At 31.4% G+C, this 20185-nt stretch carries 20 protein-coding genes, 5 tRNA genes, 2 rRNA genes and 1 other annotated feature; of the genes, 25 read left to right on the forward strand and 2 right to left on the reverse strand.

The features are described 5' to 3' along the window. The 16 genes from CLVI_RS11750 to CLVI_RS11825 all read left to right on the forward strand — a co-directional run. A 23S ribosomal RNA gene (locus CLVI_RS11750) occupies positions 1-114 on the forward strand; the annotation flags it as partial. 63 nt (positions 115-177) lie between these two features. Next, a 5S ribosomal RNA gene (gene rrf, locus CLVI_RS11755) occupies positions 178-294 on the forward strand. Between the two features lie 7 nt (positions 295-301). Continuing rightward, positions 302-378: transfer RNA gene (locus CLVI_RS11760), tRNA-Ile, on the forward strand. Between the two features lie 4 nt (positions 379-382). Then, positions 383-458: transfer RNA gene (locus CLVI_RS11765), tRNA-Ala, on the forward strand. Between the two features lie 120 nt (positions 459-578). Beyond that, positions 579-1076 carry an HD domain-containing protein gene (locus tag CLVI_RS11770; protein ID WP_106060327.1) on the forward strand — a complete coding sequence of 166 codons (498 nt, stop codon included), beginning with the start codon at positions 579-581 and terminating at the stop codon, positions 1074-1076. A 23-nt stretch (positions 1077-1099) separates the two neighbouring features. Continuing rightward, positions 1100-1615, forward strand: a complete 516-nt coding sequence (locus CLVI_RS11775) for a transcription repressor NadR (protein WP_106060328.1) — start codon at positions 1100-1102, stop codon at positions 1613-1615. 110 nt (positions 1616-1725) lie between these two features. Beyond that, complete coding sequence (locus tag CLVI_RS11780) at positions 1726-3135, forward strand: NAD(P)/FAD-dependent oxidoreductase (protein ID WP_106060329.1); 1410 nt, start codon at positions 1726-1728, stop codon at positions 3133-3135. Between the two features lie 14 nt (positions 3136-3149). After that, complete coding sequence (locus tag CLVI_RS11785; protein WP_423237133.1) at positions 3150-3380, forward strand: DUF1667 domain-containing protein; 231 nt, start codon at positions 3150-3152, stop codon at positions 3378-3380. Positions 3381-3429: 49 nt separating this feature from the next. Beyond that, positions 3430-3624 (forward strand) — a binding site (T-box leader). Positions 3625-3681: 57 nt separating this feature from the next. Continuing rightward, on the forward strand, positions 3682-4959 hold the full coding sequence (gene serS / locus CLVI_RS11790; protein ID WP_106060331.1) for a serine--tRNA ligase: 1278 nt from the start codon (positions 3682-3684) through the stop codon (positions 4957-4959). A 264-nt stretch (positions 4960-5223) separates the two neighbouring features. Continuing rightward, complete coding sequence (locus CLVI_RS11795; protein WP_106060332.1) at positions 5224-6081, forward strand: Rossmann-like and DUF2520 domain-containing protein; 858 nt, start codon at positions 5224-5226, stop codon at positions 6079-6081. Between the two features lies 1 nt (position 6082). Beyond that, entirely contained in the window at positions 6083-6910 is an 828-nt protein-coding gene (panB, locus tag CLVI_RS11800; protein WP_106060333.1) for a 3-methyl-2-oxobutanoate hydroxymethyltransferase, read from the forward strand. Positions 6911-6921: 11 nt separating this feature from the next. Then, the gene (panC, locus tag CLVI_RS11805) at positions 6922-7767 is read left to right on the forward strand and encodes a pantoate--beta-alanine ligase (RefSeq protein ID WP_106060334.1); all 846 of its coding nucleotides are present in this window, start codon (positions 6922-6924) and stop codon (positions 7765-7767) included. A gap of 14 nt (positions 7768-7781) precedes the next feature. Then, positions 7782-8171 carry an aspartate 1-decarboxylase gene (gene panD / locus CLVI_RS11810; RefSeq protein WP_106060335.1) on the forward strand — a complete coding sequence of 130 codons (390 nt, stop codon included), beginning with the start codon at positions 7782-7784 and terminating at the stop codon, positions 8169-8171. 94 nt (positions 8172-8265) lie between these two features. Next, positions 8266-8356 (forward strand) — tRNA-Ser (locus CLVI_RS11815). 210 nt (positions 8357-8566) lie between these two features. Continuing rightward, positions 8567-9940: an MATE family efflux transporter gene (locus CLVI_RS11820; protein ID WP_106060336.1), complete on the forward strand. Its 1374-nt coding sequence runs from the start codon at positions 8567-8569 to the stop codon at positions 9938-9940. Positions 9941-10106: 166 nt separating this feature from the next. After that, on the forward strand, positions 10107-11033 hold the full coding sequence (locus CLVI_RS11825) for a CPBP family intramembrane glutamic endopeptidase (RefSeq protein WP_106060337.1): 927 nt from the start codon (positions 10107-10109) through the stop codon (positions 11031-11033). A 53-nt stretch (positions 11034-11086) separates the two neighbouring features. On the opposite strand, the gene CLVI_RS11830 is transcribed toward CLVI_RS11825, so the two are convergent. Beyond that, the gene (locus CLVI_RS11830; RefSeq protein ID WP_170065655.1) at positions 11087-11917 is read right to left on the reverse strand and encodes an HAD family hydrolase; all 831 of its coding nucleotides are present in this window, start codon (positions 11915-11917) and stop codon (positions 11087-11089) included. Between the two features lie 128 nt (positions 11918-12045). Here CLVI_RS11830 and CLVI_RS11835 point away from each other — a divergent pair. From CLVI_RS11835 to CLVI_RS11870, 8 genes are all read left to right on the forward strand, one after another. Beyond that, positions 12046-12136: transfer RNA gene (locus CLVI_RS11835), tRNA-Ser, on the forward strand. A gap of 23 nt (positions 12137-12159) precedes the next feature. Continuing rightward, positions 12160-12250, forward strand: a tRNA-Ser gene (locus CLVI_RS11840). A gap of 150 nt (positions 12251-12400) precedes the next feature. Further along, a complete protein-coding gene (locus tag CLVI_RS11845; protein ID WP_106060339.1) occupies positions 12401-13315 on the forward strand; it encodes an efflux RND transporter periplasmic adaptor subunit in 915 nt (304 codons plus the stop codon). Beyond that, the gene (locus tag CLVI_RS11850) at positions 13315-13995 is read left to right on the forward strand and encodes an ABC transporter ATP-binding protein (protein WP_106060340.1); all 681 of its coding nucleotides are present in this window, start codon (positions 13315-13317) and stop codon (positions 13993-13995) included. The genes CLVI_RS11845 and CLVI_RS11850 overlap by 1 nt, the downstream gene beginning before the upstream one ends. 1 nt (position 13996) lies before the next feature. Next, a complete protein-coding gene (locus tag CLVI_RS11855; RefSeq protein ID WP_106060341.1) occupies positions 13997-15169 on the forward strand; it encodes an ABC transporter permease in 1173 nt (390 codons plus the stop codon). Between the two features lie 65 nt (positions 15170-15234). After that, entirely contained in the window at positions 15235-15909 is a 675-nt protein-coding gene (locus CLVI_RS11860) for a response regulator transcription factor (RefSeq protein WP_106060342.1), read from the forward strand. Next, positions 15906-16970: a sensor histidine kinase gene (locus tag CLVI_RS11865; RefSeq protein ID WP_106060343.1), complete on the forward strand. Its 1065-nt coding sequence runs from the start codon at positions 15906-15908 to the stop codon at positions 16968-16970. Before CLVI_RS11860 ends, CLVI_RS11865 begins: the two co-directional genes overlap by 4 nt. A gap of 156 nt (positions 16971-17126) precedes the next feature. Then, positions 17127-18848 (forward strand): oleate hydratase, encoded by a 1722-nt coding sequence (locus CLVI_RS11870; protein WP_106060344.1) that lies wholly within the window; start codon positions 17127-17129, stop codon positions 18846-18848. A gap of 29 nt (positions 18849-18877) precedes the next feature. On the opposite strand, the gene CLVI_RS11875 is transcribed toward CLVI_RS11870, so the two are convergent. Continuing rightward, entirely contained in the window at positions 18878-19447 is a 570-nt protein-coding gene (locus tag CLVI_RS11875) for a TetR/AcrR family transcriptional regulator (protein WP_106060345.1), read from the reverse strand. Between the two features lie 227 nt (positions 19448-19674). Here CLVI_RS11875 and CLVI_RS11880 point away from each other — a divergent pair, with 227 nt between their 5' ends. After that, on the forward strand, positions 19675-20175 hold the full coding sequence (locus CLVI_RS11880; RefSeq protein ID WP_106060346.1) for a GNAT family N-acetyltransferase: 501 nt from the start codon (positions 19675-19677) through the stop codon (positions 20173-20175). Positions 20176-20185: the final 10 nt, after the last annotated feature.

Raw genomic sequence — 20185 nt, forward strand, 5'->3', positions numbered from 1 at the left:
TCCCATAGCGTAAGCTAGTAAGACCCCTTGAAGAACACGAGGTTGATAGGTCAGGGGTGTAAGTATGGTAACATATTAAGCTGACTGATACTAATAGGTCGAGGGCTTAACCAATAGAGAAATACAAGAATAACTTAATATATATATGTGCAATTTTCAGAGAATAAATCTGAAGAATCTGGTGATGATGGCGTAGAGGAAACACTCCTTTCCATTCCGAACAGGAAAGTTAAGCTCTATTGCGCCAATGGTACTGCATGGGCAACTGTGTGGGAGAGTAGGACGTTGCCAGGTTAAACTAGGACCTTTAGCTCAGCTGGTTAGAGCAACCGGCTCATAACCGGTAGGTCTAGGGTTCGAATCCCTGAAGGTCCACCATTTTGGGGGTATAGCTCAGTTGGGAGAGCACCTGCCTTGCACGCAGGGGGTCAAGAGTTCGAATCTCTTTACCTCCACCATTAAAAAAGTTATGAATTTAATTCATAGCTTTTTTGTTTTGTAGAATTTATATATTATTGATAATAAATGTCTATAATGATATTATTACATAGAAGATAATAATATTAAGGAGAAATATTATGGCCATATATAGAGTTAAACAATTTATGTGGGCAATAACTGCAAAATTTAAGCCTATAGATGAAGAAATAATTGATAAATATTTAAATAAAGACGAAAAAAAGTTATTTAAGCAATTAAGTTTTTCGGATATGCATCATTGTATAAGAGTCTGTAATGATGCTTTGACGAAATATAAACAGGAAGATATAGATATAGATAAATTAGCTAAAATAGCGCTACTACATGATATAGGGAAAGCATCAGCTAGTTTAAATATAATAGATAAGTCAGTAATAGTAATAGTAGATAAAATTACTAATGGGAAGTTAAAAAAATATAATTTTAATAAAAAAATAGATACATATTATAATCATCCTAAAAAATCTGTAGCTTTACTAAATAATATTAATCGATATGACAGTGAATTTTTAGAAGCTATAGAACAACATCATTATAAAGAGATAGGAATAAATATTTATCTTAAAATAGTAAAAGAATGTGATGATAATAATTAGTAGAGAAGAAAGGTAAGAAAAACATGAATTCTATTGAAAGAAGGGAAGATATAATAAAATTATTAATAAGCAATAATAAAGCTTTAAAAGGTACAGTGATGGCAGATAGCTATAGAGTAACTAGACAAATTATTGTAAAGGATATAGCTATATTAAGAGCAAAGGGAAATAAAATAATAGCTACTCCTGATGGATATATAATTGGCAAAGAGGATAATAGAATAAAACAAATTATAGCGGTAACTCATGATGAAAGTAAATTAGGTCAAGAACTTAACATTGTAATTAAATATGGTGGAATTATAGAAGATGTAATTGTGGAACATCCTTTATATGGTGAAATAAAAGGAATGCTTATGATTAAAAATTTAAATGATTTAGAAAAATTCTTGATTAATTACAAAAAGAGTGATGCTAAGCTATTATCATTACTAACAAAAGGAGTTCATATTCATACCATATCAGCGGATACAGAAAGTAATATGAAGTTAATATTAGAGGAATTAAATAAAAATGGATTTATTATAGATGAGTATTAGAGAAAGAATTTATCTGATAGATAATGGCCACTTGAGGATACAAAATTCAACTAAGATTCAGATGGGGTCAAAGACCATCTCAATCAAGTTTCACTAGATGGAGGATGACTATGGATTATGATGTATTGGTAGTAGGCGGCGGAATAATAGGATGTTCTGTTGCTTATGAAATGTCAAAATACAATTTAAATATAGCTTTAATAGAAAAACATTATGATATAGCGGATGATATATCCTTTATAAATACATCAGTAGTTTATGATGGCTCGGAAACATCAGACACTGTAATGGCTTCTTTAGAAAAAATAGGTAGTGAACTTATCGAAGAAGCGTGCTCTAAATTTAAAGTAACTTATAAAAAAATAGGTTCTTTAAGATTAGGTGATAATGATGAAGATATTTTAAATTTACAAGATATGTATAAAAGAGCAAAGATTAGAGGAATTGATAAGGTTCATCTAATTAGCCAAGAAGAAGCTTTAAATATAGAGCCAAATTTGAATATACCTTTTAAGAAAGCATTATATTCAGAAAATGTAGCTATTATTACGCCGTATGATTTAGCAATAGCCTATGGAGAGGTAGCTGCAGATAATGGAGTTAATGTTAGATTTGAGGAAGAAGTACTGAATATAAGTAATATTTCAAAGGGGTTTAAGGTAACTACTAACAAAAATAAATTCACATGTAGAGTAGTTATAAATACTATTGCAAAGGAAGTATATATAGATGAAAATATAGATAAACTATCAGAAGAAAATAGCATTATTAAATTTTCAAAAAATATGAGTTATTATTTAGTAGATGATAATATAGATAAAGCATTAGAGAAAATAGTGGTGAAGGTGTTAGATGATAATACTTTTGTCTTAAATATGCCGAATATTTCTGGAGGATCAATTTTAGGTATAAAAAATCCTAGGGCAGTAAATATAGATGATGGAATAGAGTATGCAAATATGCTAGTGCCGGGAATTCACAAAAGTAATGTAAGTAATATATTTAGTGACGCTTATAAAAAGGATTTAATGGTCATAGACGATACCTGTATGGATAAGGGGTATATAAGGGTAACTGGTACTCATTATGGGAAAATAACCTTGGCACCAGCTATAGCAAAAACTATTAGTGATGCGATAGCTTTGAATTTAAAAGCAACTGAAAAGAAAGATTTCATAGACAGAAGAAGGGAATTTTATAGATTTAGAGATATGACTATGGATGAAAGAAATGAGATAATATCATTGGATAAAAGATATGGTAATATAATATGTCTTTGCAATCAAGTGACAGAAGGGGAAATTGTAGATTCAATAAGGAGACCACTAGGGGCTAGAACTCTCCAGGGGATAAAAAGAAGAACGGGAGCAGCATTAGGCAATTGTCATGGATCATTTTGTGTAAGAAAAATGGTTAATATTTTAGCTAGAGAAATGGATAAAAAGCCTACTGAAATTGTTGAAGATTCAAAAGATTCTAAAGTCTGGATAGGTAGGATAAAAGAATTTGATGAAGTATAGTAAAGGAGGTATATATTTTGAATGAAGTATTTACTAGTCTAGTTAGAGTAAAAGGCGATGAGCAGCATAGAGTAATATCTGTTAAAAGCAATAAACAGGTTGATAGAAGCGTGTTCATTGACTTTTCAAAGGTATTAGGGAGAATATATGTAAGTAGTCCCATTAATATTGGAGATATAATATGTAAAAATATCCTTAATACAGGGATAGATATAGTAAGTACTAGAAAAATTGAAAGAGATTAAAATAATTTAGTGAAATATTGACAATAAACTATGTAATGTTATATAATATAATAAACCTTTGATAAGGCTAGTAATAATAATATAATTTTAAGAGAGTTAGTGGTTTTGTGTGAACTAATAGTTATTTATTATGAATCCACCTTTGAGGATCTGTGATGAGCAGAACGGGAAATCGTTAAATTTACTAAGTGGATAGAATTATTCTATCAATTAGGGTGGCAACGCGGAGTCTTTCGTCCCTTTTATGGGAAATAAGGCTCTTTTTTTATATTTATTTTTAAATATTTAAGGAGGAAGAATAATGTTAGATTTAAAAAGAATCAGAACTAATCCGGAGGAAATAAAAAAATTGCTTTCAAATAGAGGAGAAAATTTCGATGTTTCGGTAATAGATGAAATTGTTTCTTTAGATGGAGAAAGAAGAAAAATATTAGTTGAAGTAGAGGAACTAAAAGGAAAAAGAAATCAGGTTTCAGCTGAAATTCCTAAAAGGAAGAAAGCTGGAGAAGATGTAGTAGCAGTAATGGACGAAATGAGACAGTTAGGGGATAGAATTAAATCTTTTGATGAAAAAGTAACTAAAATAGATGAAAACTTAAAATATATAATGTTAAGAATACCTAATATACCAAATCCACAAGTCCCAGACGGCCAGACTGATGAAGATAACCTAGAAATTAAGACTTGGGGGGAGATACCTAAGTTTAAATTTGAGCCAAAAGCTCACTGGGATTTAGGAACTGACTTAAATATGTTGGATTTTGAAAGAGGTGGAAAGGTTGCAGGGGCTAGATTTACAATCTACAAAGGCTTAGGAGCGAGACTTGAGAGATCTATAATAAATTATTATTTAGATAAACATACTTTTGAAAATGGATACACAGAAATTTTACCACCGTATATGGTTAATAGAGAGAGTATGGTAGGGACTGGTCAATTACCTAAGTTTGAAGAGGATGCCTTTAAGGTTGAAAATAATGGTTACTTTTTAATTCCTACAGCAGAGGTTCCAGTTACTAATATGTATAGAAATGAAATTTTATCAGGATCAGATCTTCCTCTTAAACATGTGGCGTATTCAGCTTGTTTTAGAGCAGAAGCTGGATCAGCAGGAAGAGATACTAGAGGACTTATTAGACAGCATCAATTTAATAAGGTTGAGTTGGTTAAGTTCTGTAGACCGAATGAGAGTTATATTGAACTAGATAAGCTTGTAAAGGATGCTGAATCCGTACTTCAAGGATTAGGATTACCGTATAGAATAGTTAGAATATGTAAGGGTGACTTAGGATTTACCGCTGCACTAAAATATGATATAGAAGTTTGGATGCCAAGTTACAATAGATATGTAGAGATATCAAGCTGTTCTAATTTCGAAGATTTTCAATCTAGAAGAGCAAATATTAAATATAAGGAAACTCAGAAGGATAAGGCTGAATTTATTCATACATTAAATGGATCAGGGGTCGCGATTGGAAGAACCGTAGCCGCTATTCTTGAAAATTATCAACAAGAAGATGGTAGTTTAGTAGTTCCAGATGTATTAAGAGAATATTTACGATGTGATGTTATAAAATAATTAAATGAGCTATATAAAATAGGTAATAAATCTATTTTATATAGCTCAATTTTTATCTCAATTTAATTATAGTATAAATTAATGTAACAAGTTTTGTATATACATGTGGATATGAAAGAATATTTTTCTTATTGAAATATTTAGATGAATATGTTAAATTCTTAGTGGGTGGTATTTTTTTAGAAAGCTGCACCAGGCAATGATTTTTCAATTTATGACAGCTCATATCCATAGGAATGGGACTAGTAGTATCACACTCTAATTATGGAGGTGGTAACAATAAGAATAGGATTTATAGGAGCAGGAAAAGTAGGGTTTTCCTTAGGTAAATATTTTAGAGATAATAACTTAAATGTTATTGGATACTATAGTAAAAATTTAGATTCGGCTAAGGAAGCAGCAGAATTTACAGATTCAAAATATTATTATGATATGGAGAATTTAGTGAAGGAATGTGATACTATTTTCATTACGACTCCAGACGAAACGATAAAAAAGATATGGAGTAGTGTTAAACAGCTGTCAATCAAAGGTAAAATCATTTGTCATTGTAGTGGATCCTTATCATCAAGGGTCTTTTCTAATATTGAATACTATAATTCATATGGCTATTCAATCCATCCAATGTTCGCATTCAACCATAAATATAATTCTTATAACGATTTAGATAAAGCTTTTTTTACAATTGAAGGTCCATTAGAAAAAATGGATATAATTAAAAATCTAATCCTTGGAATAGGGAATAAAATAAAAGTTATTTCTGCAGAAAATAAGGTTAAGTATCATGTCGCATCAGTTATTGCAAGTAATCATGTAATAGCTCTTGTACAAGTTGCTGTTGAAGACCTTAAACAATGTGGATTCAATGAAGAAGATGCCCTAGAGTCTCTATACCCACTAATATCTAATAATATTAAGAATATAGGTTCTGATGGAATTATAAATAGTTTAACAGGTCCTATTGAGAGGGCAGATGGAGGAACTATTAAAAATCATCTAGAATGTCTAGGTGATGAGGATAGAGAATTATATAAATTATTATCTAGAAAGTTAATAAGAATTGCTAAGAAAAAGAATAAGGATAGGAATTATAGACAAATAGAAGATATGATTGGAGATTAAGATGAAAAATACAAGTGTTACATTTAAAGAGGCAAAAGTAAAAGAAAAAAAAATAACTATGCTTACAGCCTATGATTATTCAACAGCTAAAATAATTGATGATTCAGGGATAAATGGAATTTTAGTAGGTGATTCATTAGGAATGGTATGTTTAGGATATGAAGATACATTATCTGTAACTATGGAAGAGATGATACACCATTCAAAAGCAGTTGCTAAAGGCGCTAAAAATTCATTAGTAGTAACAGATATGCCTTTTATGTCTTACCAAACTTCAGTTTATGATGCGATAGTAAATGCAGGACGATTAGTTAAAGAAGGAAAGGCACAGGCGGTGAAGTTAGAGGGTGGAACAGAAGTGGCTGAGCAGATACGGGCAATAGTTAATGCTTCAATACCTGTAATGGGGCATATAGGACTTACCCCACAGTCAGTTAATACATTTGGGGGATTCAAAGTACAAGGAAAAAATGAGGAAACTGCTAAGAAACTTTTAGAGGATGCTAAGGCTGTTGAGGCGGCTGGAGCTTTTGCTGTAGTACTTGAATGTGTTCCAGCTAAGCTTGCAGAGTATATTACAAGTAAGTTAAGCATACCTACAATTGGAATCGGTGCAGGGGTAGCCTGTGACGGTCAAATTTTAGTATATCAAGATATGTTAGGAATGTTTTCAGATTTTACTCCAAAGTTTGTTAAGAAGTATACGGATTTAGGTGAAGAGATGAAAGTGGCTTTTACTAAGTATATTGAAGAGGTTCGTGATGGTGTTTTTCCAGCAGATGAACATAGCTTTAAAATAGATGATGAAATCATAGAGAAATTATATTAGGAGATGGAGATATGCAATTAGAAGATAGAATTAAAAAAGTTAAAGAAGTTATAAAACAGTGGAAAAAAGAGGGTTTAACAGTTGGATTTATACCAACTATGGGGTATTTACATGAAGGTCATGAAAGTCTGATAAAGAAGGCATCGGAAGAAAATGACAGAGTTATAGTTAGTATATTTGTAAATCCAATTCAGTTTGGACCTAATGAGGATTTGGAAAACTATCCTAAGGATTTAGATCGGGATACTACATTATGTTTAAATGCTGGTGCAGATTTAATATTTAATCCAGATAAGGAAGAAATGTATTTTGATGATTTCTGTACTATTGTAAATATGAATGGATTAACAGAAAACTTATGTGGAAAAAGTAGACCAAGTCACTTTGCAGGTGTTTGTACTGTAGTTAGTAAGCTATTTAATATAGTTACACCTGATAAGGCATATTTCGGACAAAAAGACGCTCAACAATTAGCTGTTATAAAGAGAATGGTAAGGGATTTAAGTATAGATGTAGAGATTGTAGGGTGTTCTATAATTAGAGAAGAGGATGGACTTGCAAAGAGTTCTAGAAACACTTATTTAAGCAAGGAAGAAAGAATTGCTGCAATAGTATTAAATAAATCCTTGAAACTAGCTAAAGAATCCCTTGAGAAAGGTGAAAGAAGTAGTAATAATATTATTAATTCTATTAAAAATACTATAGATAGTGAAAAGCTAGCAAAAATTGATTATATCCAAGTGGTGGATGCTTTATCCATGGAGAATATTCAAGAAATAAAGGGGCCTACATTAATAGCCATAGCAATTTATATAGGAAAAACAAGATTAATAGATAATTTTACATTTAAAATGTAGTGGGGGATATTAAGATGAGAATAACAATGTTAAAAGGTAAGATACACAGGGTAAAAGTTATACAAGCTGAGTTAGATTATGTGGGAAGTATTACTGTAGATGAGGATCTATTAGATGCATCAGGAATTTTAGAATATGAGAAAGTACAAATAGTAGATATTGATAATGGGCAAAGATTTGAAACATATACTATTGCAGGAGAAAGAGGGAGAGGCTTGATTTGTTTAAATGGAGCAGCTGCAAGATGTGTACAAGTTAATGATAAAATAATTATCATGGCCTATTGTGAAATGGATAATGAAGATGCCAAGGACCATAAGCCTTATGTGGTTTTTGTTGATGAAAACAATAAGATAGATAAGGTATCTAGATATGAAAAGCATGGAAGACTTGAAGAAAACTAATCTTTTAAAGTGGCAGGCTACAATTATAGACTGCCTATTTAAAAAATATTCTTGACAAAATATATTAAAAATTGATATAATGTAATTCGGATGTGGAGAAATGGTCGAGTTGGTTTAAGGCACCGGTCTTGAAAACCGACGTACTTTTATCGGTACCTAGGGTTCGAATCCCTATTTCTCCTCCAAGTAAAAAACCTCAGCGATATTGCTGAGGTTTTTTGTTATAATCTTTCATAGATAAAATGAGAAACTTTGGATATGTTGACAAAAATACAAAAATTTTATATACTGACATTATTCATCGGAGGGTATATAGATTGTTATGTGCTGGATAAGATGGTTGGATAAAACCGACTGTTTTATCCAGCATTTTTTGTTTAGGAGGTCTTTAATTTATGGAACGAAGCAATTCATTAACTGAGGGGAGAATTTTTTCGAAATTATTAAAATTTGCAATCCCTTTTTTGCTTGCAAGCCTTTTACAAGCACTGTATGGTGCTACTGATTTGTTTGTTGTTGGGCAATTTTCTGATTCGGCAGGAGTCTCATCTGTAGCAATAGGAAGTCAGGTAATGCAAACAATTACTGGGATTGTTCTTGGAATAACAACAGGTGGTACAGTTTTAATTGCACAATATGTTGGAGCAAAAAAAGATAAAGACATTGCTCAAACAATAGGGACAATGATTTTTACATTTAGCGTAATCTCTGTTGTATTAACCGCTATCATGGTGTTGTTAACTGGTAATATTACAAATCTACTGAACACACCAACAGAGGCAATAAAGTATACTCAGCAATACATTTTCATATGTTCTTGTGGAATACCATTTATTTTTGGATATAATGCAGTAAGTGGTATTTTGAGAGGAATGGGAGATTCAAAGACTCCATTGATATTTATTGCAATAGCCTGCATGATTAATATTTGTGTTGATTTCGTATTAGTTGGTGTATTCAATATGGGAGCACCTGGCGCTGCAATTGCAACAATATTGGCTCAGGCAATAAGCTTACTTCTTTCAGTTATCTTTTTAAAAAAGAAAAGTTTTAAACTTGAATTTAACCGCAGTTATATTCGGATGGATTACATCAAGGCAAGTATCTTATTTAAATTGGGGCTGCCCATTGCTTTACAGGATGGTCTGATAAATATTTCCTTCCTTGTTATAACAGCAGTTATAAATACAATGGGATTAACTGCTTCCGCAGCTGTAGGTGTTGTGGAAAAAATTATCGTATTCACAATGCTTCCGACAATTGCATTTGCATCAGCAATAGCTGCAATGACAGCACAGAATATGGGTGCTGGAAAGCCGGACAGAGCCAAAAAATGCTTATATGCAGGCATAGGTTATTCTCTGATATTTGGAATTGGATTCTATGCATACTCACAGCTAAGTCCAACTTCACTTACAGCATTATTTTCCAATGATACAGCAGTGATACAAATGGCAGCACTATATTTAAAATCATACAGCATTGATTGCATTTTAGTTTGCTTTGTATTTTGCATGAACTCGTTTTTTGTAGGTTGCAGTCATTCAATGTTCCCAATGATACATAGTTTAATAGCCACTTTTATAATACGGATACCTATTGCTTTTTATTTAAGTAAACTATCAGGTACAACTTTGTACGAAATTGGATTTGCATCTCCGTTGGCAACTTTTGTGTCAATGGTGATGTGTATTTTGTATATGAACTCCAAAAAATGGAAAATAAATAAATTATCACAGCCAGTGATAATGATTGAGGTGGCTACATAAAAAATGAGACTTAAAAGTCATATCTATCCACCATAAAAAAACTTTTGTAGATATAAGATAGGTAATAATTTACATATTACTTTTTTTATATTATAATAATTACAAATAGGAATTATAAGTTAATATGCTGGTATAGCGGTACAGGCTAATAAAAAGGAGGATTTAGATGGGAATATTAAAAAATAAGCATAATAAATTCAGAGCAGGATGGCAAATATTATTAATTTTAGTTATACTAAATTTATTTTTGTTTATAATTTCTTTTGTAGAGGGTATTATTATATTCGCTCTAAACATTGATAGTATAAATGGATCTCAGGAAATGATGGCCGAAACTTTTAATCAATTACTTAATAGTTTTAATATGCCACTATTATTAGGGCAAGAGATTATTACTATAGCTGTCTGTATTTTTTGTTGGAAGCTTATTATAAAGCAGCCTTTAAAGAATATGGGACTCAAATCTATTAGAAAGCATAGTAAAGAATTACTCTGCGGATTAGGACTTGGAGCTTTATCTATTACTATTGTTTTTATATTTATTGTGGCTACTGGTAATGCTAAGGTGACTTCATGGACCCTTTCATTTTCATTGGATACTTTTTTATATTTAATATTATATATTTTTGTAGGTTTTGCAGAGGAGATTTTAGGGAGAGGCTATATAATTTCTGTAATGAAACAAACGAGAAATATTCCATTAATGGTTGGTGTTTCTGCTGTTATATTCTCACTTATGCATATTTTTAATTCTTCTTTTTCTCTTATCGCTTTTATTAATATAGCTTTAGTAGGTGTGGTATTTGCACTTATGTATATATGGTCAGGAAACTTGTGGATGTGCATAGGATATCATATTACATGGAATTATTTTCAGGGTAATGTTTTCGGGTTTCCAGTAAGTGGAATGGATAGTAAAGGCATTATTAGTACCATATATAATGAAAACAATATAATTAATGGTGGAGGTTTTGGCCCAGAGGGTGGACTGGCTGTAACAGCTATTCTTATTGCAGGATTATTATTTGTAAGATGGTACTACAAAGGGAAGGTTTCCATCTTTTTAAAAGAGGAGAATGGGATAATAATTTAGATAATGCTATTTCAAAGAATGGTTTGTATTATGAGTATTTGTAAATTATAACCTCAGCAATTTTTGCTGAGGTTTTGTGATGCTTCAAAGATAAAATGAGCAACAGAATCATCTGTATTAGAGCCTATGGTATTAGTAGCAATTCTTTTTAATTCATCTGTAGCATTTTCTACAGCATAACATTCATCTGAAACTTGAAACATTGAAATATCATTTAAGTTATCACCAAAGGTTACAGCTTTATCAAAATTGAAATGATTTTTTAAATATTTAATAGCGCTACCTTTTGATGAAGATGAATGATATATTTCCAAATTTATTATATCTTTATTATAAGTATCTCTATATTTTGTAATAGATAGTCCTTCTATATCCTTTATACGTTCATAAAGGGAATTCACTTTATTTTCATAATCCATTATAGTAAAATAAAGAACTTGAGAATCATCAGGAAGACAACTTTCTATAAAAGTTTTATATGAAGTTGAGTTTCGCTCATTATAAAAGCTTATTTGGTAAGGATGAGTTAATTTATTGTGATATACAAATAAGTGATTATCTTCCATGCAATAAATAAACGCATCTATACCTTCTTCTTTAATTAAGGTCTGCAGAGGATATAGTAATTTATTGTCTATGGTTGAATAATAAAGATACTTATTAGTTTTCATATCATATATTGTTGAACCATTCATAGTTATCACAGGAAGATTTATATTAATGTCCTTCAAAATATTGACAGCGGTAGCTGGAGTACGTGCAGTAGCTATTGTAAAATTAATTTTATTATCAAGGGCCTCATTAATAAGATTTTTACTAATAGAGGAAATACTTGCAGCATTTGTTAGTAGGGTACCATCTAAATCTGAAATATATAAAATCATAGTTAACTCCATTCATTTAAGTGTTTTATTATATAATATAACAGAAGATATCCGAAAATAAAATAGAAATTTAATTTAATATGTTGACATAGTTCTTCAGGGTTGATATAATAAAATTCGTGAGTTGAGGAGAGATGGTCGAGTTGGTTTAAGGCACCGGTCTTGAAAACCGGCGTACCTTTACGGGTACCTAGGGTTCAAATCCCTATCTCTCCACCATAACTTTAATATAGAGAGCACATGGAGAATTACTCAAGTGGTTGAAGAGGCGCCCTTGCTAAGGGTGTAGGTCGGGTAACCGGCGCCCGGGTTCAAATCCCGGATTCTCCTCCATTAAACATCTAACAAATTGTTAGGTGTTTTTTTATTATGTAAAAAAATAATAGTATATTTTATAGATTTATAGGCAAGGATATAGTTCATGTTCAGTTCATATAACTAGATTATTATGTCTTTATAAAGTAAATTGGAGGATGATCATCAATGAATACAAAAAGAAATTCAAAGAAAAAAAAGTTAATAACTATTAGTATAATAGGAATTGTAGTAGTGGGAATTGCTGCAGTTTTACTTATGAGGCCAAAAGTTACATCCTATGAAAGTGTAGATGCCCAAACAGGAGATATTACAAATTACTATTCTTTCTCAGGAAATATTGAAACTAAAAATCGTCAGGCTGTAATGTCTGAAAAGGTTATGCAAATTTCTGAAATTAAGGTAGCTGATGGAGATCTAGTTGAAGTGGGTACTATATTATTCGAAACAACAACAGGAGATGAAATTAAATCTAAAATAAGTGGTGAAGTTATTAATTTAACTGCAACAGAAGATGCACAGGTTATGGCAGGCACTAAAGTATTAGAAATCGTGGATTATAATAATCTTGAAATTCAGGTTAAAGTGGATGAATATGACATTGCAGCGTTAGAGTCAGGAAAAGAAACAAGTGTTAAAATAGGCGCAATAAATAAAGAAATAAAAGGTATAATCAGTAGCATGTCTAAAGAAGGACAAATTGTGAATGGAGTAACATTCTTTACAGCAACAATAGACCTTGAAAAAGATGAAGCAGTGAAAATTGGTATGTCAGCAGAAGTAAAGCTTATAAATAATAATGCTATAGGTGTTGTTACATTACCTATGAAGGCTATTCAGTTTGATGATAATAACAATCCTTATGTTCTTAAACAAGGAGAGAAAAGTGAAGCTATAAAAACTGAAATCACAACTGGAATCAATGATGGAACCATAGTTGAAGTGAAAAGTGGAGTTTTAAGTGAAGAAACTATTCTGTATACAAAAACTACTAAGGCAGAAACCACAACAGGTATGGGGGGAGCACCAGGAAATCAATCTAGCGATACTAGTGATACTAGTTCTACTGGGGGCGATGAATAATGACTGAAATAGTAAATATGAAAAATATCTGTAAAAGTTATTATATGGGTGAGGAGGAGTTAAAAATTCTACATAATGTTAATTTAATAATTAATTCTGGCGAGTTTTTATCCATATTGGGACCTTCTGGTTCTGGAAAATCTACAATGATGAATATAATTGGATGTCTTGATGTACCATCATCAGGAGATTATATTCTCTCTGGGAATAATATTAATGATCTTGATGAAATTGATCTTGCAAAAGCACGAAACAAAGAAATAGGATTTGTATTTCAGAGCTTTCATCTTTTACCTCGTATGACGGCATTGCAGAATGTAGAACTTCCGTTAATATATTCAGGAATTCCATCTTCGGAACGTAGAAAACGTGCAGAGGCAATTCTTCAGCGGGTTGGATTAGGAGATAGAATGAGGAATCTACCAAATCAGCTCTCAGGGGGACAGCAACAGCGGGTAGCTATTGCTCGCGCACTTGTTACAGAACCAACAATTTTACTTGCTGACGAGCCTACAGGGGCATTAGATCAAAAAACTGGAGCTCAGGTAATGGAGCTTTTTGAAGAGCTAAATAAAGATGGAAGAACTATTATTATGATTACTCATGATACCGGTATTGCGCGTCATGCAAAAAGAGTAGTGAAAATTTTAGACGGTTATCTAACTGAGGAGGTGCAATAGGATGCTATTTGAAAGTATAAAAATGTCTTGGGAAAATATTATTCATAATAAGCTTCGTTCATTTTTAACGATGCTTGGTATTGTTATAGGTGTAGCATCTATTATTGCATTGATTACTATCGTACAGGGGGCAAAGACTAGTATCAGCGATCAAGTAAGCTCTCTTGGTGTGAATAAAATTACGATTAATGCTATGGGTACTCCACTAAAGGAAGGTCTTAGCCAAGAGGATATGAAAAATATTGCCCAAGTAGATAATATAAGTGGCATATCACCTACTATTTCAGGGAAAACTGGAATTGTTTATAATGGTAACGTTAAAGAAAATGTAGCGGTTCAGGGTAAAAATGAGGTTTACTTCAAGACTAATACCAGTCTTCTTAAATCAGGAAGAGCTATTAATAGTATTGACTTAGAAAGTAAGAATAAAGTTGCTATTATAGGAAGTAGTATTGTAGAGGAATTTTATTATGGAGTGGATCCTATTGGAAAAGACCTAATGATAAATGGAACAACCTATACCGTAATAGGAACCTTGGCTGCTTCTACTGGATTTAGTGCGGGATCAAATAACGATACAGTTATTATTCCATACACAACAGCACTTAGTAGTTTAGGCGTAAAGAATATTACGAGTCTTGATGTATTTCTAACAGATACTAATACAGCCGATGATACGGTAACTGACATTAAAAGCGTTTTAAATTCTGCTTTTAACGATAAGGATAATGCATACACCATATTCAATATGGGAGATATGATAAAATCTTTTGAATCAATGATGTCAATAATGTCACTACTTCTTTCAGGTATCGCTGGAATATCGCTTGTTGTTGGGGGTATTGGTATTATGAACATGATGCTTGTATCTATTACTGAGCGTACATCTGAAATTGGGTTGCGTAAAGCTTTAGGTGCAACACCAAATAGAATCCAGCTTCAATTTATTATTGAATCCATATTACTTTCCAGTTTTGGAGGAATTATTGGATTAATACTAGGTAGTTTAATTGCATATATTGCTGCAACTATAATGGGGATAGGGTTCGTAGTATCAATAGCAACTATTTCACTTGCAGTAGGATTCTCAGCAGCAGTTGGCATAATATTTGGATATATGCCTGCAAGAAAAGCAAGTAGATTAAATCCGATAGATGCACTTAGAAGTCTATAATTATATTAAATATAGTATAAAATAAGGTATAATTAACAGGTCATAAAATAAAAGGAGGCGGCAAAATGTTTAAGATATTAGTTGTTGATGATAACCAGAGTATCAGAAAGTTAATGACAACATATTTAATTCGGGATGGATATAAAGTTTTTGCTGCCTCAGATGGATTAGAAGCATTAGATTTACTTGACAAAGAACACATTGATCTTATGATTGCAGATATTATGATGCCTAATATGGATGGATATACTTTAACAAACGAGGTAAGAACCTCAAAATACAATTTCCCCATCCTGATGATTACAGCAAAGGAAAGCTTTGAGGATAAGAAAAAGGCTTTTATGGCTGGAACAGATGATTATATGGTAAAACCAATTGATTTTGATGAAATGATTCTTAGAGTGTCGGCCCTGCTCCGTCGTGCTAAGATATCTAATGAACACAAAATTGTTGTTGGTGAAGTTACTTTGGATTATGAAACTGCAACAGTTACAACAAAAACTGAAACCTTTTTACTACCCAAGAAGGAGTTTTATTTATTATTTAAACTTTTAAGTTATTCAAAGAAAATATTTACACGCCAAGACCTTATGGATGAAATTTGGGGATTTGATAATGAAACCGATGAGAGAACAGTTGATGTTCATATAAAACGTCTCCGTGAAAAGTTCGATGGACTTGAGGAGTTTAAGATAATTACCGTAAGAGGACTTGGGTATAAGGTGGAAAGATTTATATGAAGAAGAGGTTTTTTCTTAAATCTATATATGCTAAATTCACTATGATATTTTTAGGGATATGGTGGTTTTTAAATGCAATGACCTTTGGGGTTATTAATATTATCATGGCAAATAGCTTCTTGACTAAATTATCTATTGACCGTTCTGAACTGTATTATGAATTTCATAGAATTAGAGCAGTGACTGGATTAACATTTTTACTTAGTTCGATTGTTGGAACAATTATAATTTTATTTGTTGTCAGAGGAATTGTAAAACCTATAAAGAGGCTTTCCACAGCATCTAAAGAGGTAGCAAAGGGTAATTTTGATGTCGAAGTAAAAGTGAAAAGTAAGGATGAAATCGGTCAGTTAACTGCAGATTTCAATTTAATGACACAGGAACTTAAAAACATTGATTTATTAAGGAAGGACTTTGTCTCAAATGTATCACATGAATTTAAAACACCAATTACATCAATAAAGGGATTTGCAAAGCTTATTAGAGAGGGTAATTTAACTGCGGAGCAGCTCTCAGAGTATAGTGAGATAATTGTAGATGAAAGCGAGAGATTATCCTTACTTTCATCTAACCTATTAAAGATATCAGAACTTGATAGCAAAATGATTCGTGAACAGGCAAAGTCATTCTCTCTGGATGAACAGATTAGGAAGGCAATTTTAATACTTGAAGTTCAATGGTCAAACAAAGAAATCGAATTTGATATAGAGCTTGAAGAAGCTAAAATTACAGGTGATGAACATTTGCTCCAGGAAGTATGGCTAAACCTAATTCAAAATGCAATTAAGTTTTCAAATCAAAAGGGCATAATAAAAATTAGTCTTTATAAAAATACAGATAAGGTAAAAGTTAAGATTGTTGATAATGGGATAGGTATAGCAGATGAAGATAAGGAGCGCATTTTTGAACGGTTTTATAAGGGTGATAAATCTCACTCAAAAGAAGGAAATGGATTGGGGCTTGTTATCGTTAAAAAAATCGTTGAATTATCCTGTGGGCAAATAGATTTTGAAAGCCAGTTGGGGAAAGGTACTACTTTTACAGTTGAACTATCTATATAATGCTCGGTTTGAACTAATTAGACATCTAACTATTGTTAGATGTTTTTTTAATATTTAGACAAAATCATAAGATTGTATAAATACAATGTTGTTTATATAAATTATAATAGTAAATAAGAAGAATTAATAGATTAAATAGAAAAGTGATGGAATCATATGAGTAAGAAGCCAAGCAATAAAAATATACTACTAGCTTTAGGAGCTGTAGCAGGTGCAGCAGCTGTAGCTGCAATAACAGCAAATAAACTTAAAAAGAAATCTGAAGTACAGAATAGGGCAGTGACAGAAATAGATCATGAAGATAAGCAAGTCTATTTTGTTGGGGGTGGATTAGCTTCTTTAGCAGGTGCAGCCTATCTTGTCCGAGACTGTAATTTTAAAGGAGAAAACATTCATATTATTGAAAGAATGAAAATTCTTGGTGGTAGTAATGATGGATCAGGAGATCCTATAAATGGATTCTTATGTCGTGGTGGTAGAATGCTAAATGAAGAAACTTACGAAAATTTTTGGGAGTTATTTTCGAGTATTCCATCCTTAGATTTACCAGGTAAAAATGTGACAGAAGAAATACTTAATTTTGATCATCTACATCCAACACATGCACAAGCTAGATTAATAGACAAAGACGGAATAATTCAAGATGTATCTAGCATGGGATTTAATAATAATGATCGCATGGCCCTTGGTAAATTAATGATCACATCAGAGAAAAAACTAGATAATATCACTATTGAAGAATGGTTTAGCAATACGCCACATTTTTTTCAAACTAATTTCTGGTATATGTGGCAAACCACTTTTGCTTTTCAAAAGTGGTCTAGCTTATTCGAATTCAAGAGATATATGGAACGTATGATTTTTGAATTCTCTCGTATTGAAACTTTAGAAGGGGTTACACGTACTCCATATAATCAATATGAATCAGTAATACTTCCACTAAAAGCATATTTAGATGAGTTTGATGTTGATTTTAGTATTAATGCAACTGTAACTGATTTAGATTTTAAACAAGGTGATGAAGTTACAGTAACTTCAATACATCTAGAAGATTGTCAGGGGGAGAAAGTTATAAAATTAAACTCAGAGGATATTTGTATTATTACAAATGGCTGTATGACAGATAGTGCAACTATAGGTGATTTTAAGACACCAGCAGAATATAATCCTATCAAACCAATAGCTGGTGAACTTTGGGCTAAAATAGCTAAGAAGAAAATAGGTCTTGGTAATCCAGAGCCATTTTTTGGACACCCAGATCAAACTAACTGGGAAAGCTTTACTGTAACTTGTAAAGGAAATAAAATTTTAAAGCTAATTGAGAAATTTTCTGCTAATATTCCTGGTAGTGGTGCTTTAATGACATTTAAAGATTCTAGTTGGTTAATGAGTATTGTTGTTTCGTCACAACCACATTTTAAAAATCAACCACTTGATACTACTATTTTTTGGGGATATGGTTTATATACAGAAAAAGTTGGGGACTATGTAAAGAAACCAATGCGTGAATGCACAGGTGAGGAGATGTTAATAGAACTTTTACATCACTTACAAATGGCAGATAAAATAGATGAGATTATGGACACTATAATCAATGTTATTCCATGCATGATGCCGTATATAGATTCGCAGTTTCAGCCTCGTAAGATGACTGATCGTCCCAAGGTCGTACCAGAAGGATCAACAAATTTTGCTATGATTAGTCAGTTTGTTGAAATTCCAGAAGATATGGTATTTACTGAAGAATATTCTGTACGTGCAGCAAAAATAGCTGTATATACTCTTTTAAATATAAAACATAAAAAAATTATTCCAGTAACTCAATACAAAAAGAAACCTAGGATTTTAAAGGATGCCCTAAAAACTTCTTATAGATAAAATTCATAATTATAAGAGAAATGAACTACTCAGTTAGGTAAATGTAACTGGGTAGTTTTATTTATCATTTTTTCAATGTCTCCATTAACTAATCTTTCAACTTTTTCAATAATATTTTCTGGACTATCAGTCATACCATCTTTCATCCAAGAAGTTAAAATTCCAATAAAAGCAAAAGTATAAAAATTAGAAATAAACTCTTTTTCTTTAGAAGATAAAGAAGAAGAATTTGATACTTCGTCCACAACATTAATTAGAAGATTAAATATCTCATGGTGTAAAAAATATTCAAGGTGATCCCTTCCCATTGAGTTAAAGGTGTTCATACAAAAAGATTTGTTAGTCTTTACATATTGGAATATTTTCAAAAAACCTTGTTGCCAAGTTTCATAGGTTTTATAATCTGAAATACTGCCTACAGCTTCAGTTTTGTAAATCCACCCTAATAAATCATAGATATCTTGAAAATGATAGTAGAATGTTTGGCGGTTAACACCACAATCAACAACTAGATCATTAATTGTAATTTTTGTTAGAGGCTTTTTTGCCATTATTTTTTTAAGAGAAGTAGCAAGTGACTCTTTTGTTTTTTGTATCATATAAAACACCTCAATTTTTAAAATTGTAATAAAAATAAATTGTATACCTATAACCGAAAAGTTACAATTATTTTTCTTATACCTATGTAAATAATATTAAATAAAGTGTAAATAGTACCAATAATGGTTTAACATAGCTAATATTTGTATATAATATAAGTAATAAGTAATAAGTAATAAGTAATAAGTAAGAAGGTGATTTTATTCTTAAGGGTGAAAACATTTACTTGAAATCTATGGAGAAACAAGATCTCTATAGATTATTCGATATTTGTGAGGATAAACAGGTAAGAAAATATAATAGCTATCATTCTATCTTGCCGGATAAAAAATTTATTCTAGATAATTTCCATATAGCAAAAAGAGTAAATAAAAATAATTTAACTATTGTAAGTGAGAAGGACATCGTTATAGGATTTGTAAATTATCAAATTAAATCTGAATATATTTGTACAATTGGAATAACTTTAGGTAAACGCTTTTGGGGAAGAGGCTATGGGAAAGATTCAATTGTAACTTTAGTTAATTTCTTATTTGATGAAAAGGATATTGAAGAGATTGAAATAGAAGTAGCCATGCCAAATGTTAGGGCTATTAATTGTTATAAAAGATGTGGATTTACTAAGAGGAATATTAATAAAAATTCCTTTAAAACAGATACAGGCTACGTCGATACTATGAATATGAATTTATATAAAGAACAATTTTACAACGAAGATATTGGTTAAGAGAGAAAGC

Source organism: Clostridium vincentii (assembly GCF_002995745.1).
Classification (GTDB): Bacteria; Bacillota; Clostridia; order Clostridiales; family Clostridiaceae; genus Clostridium; species Clostridium vincentii.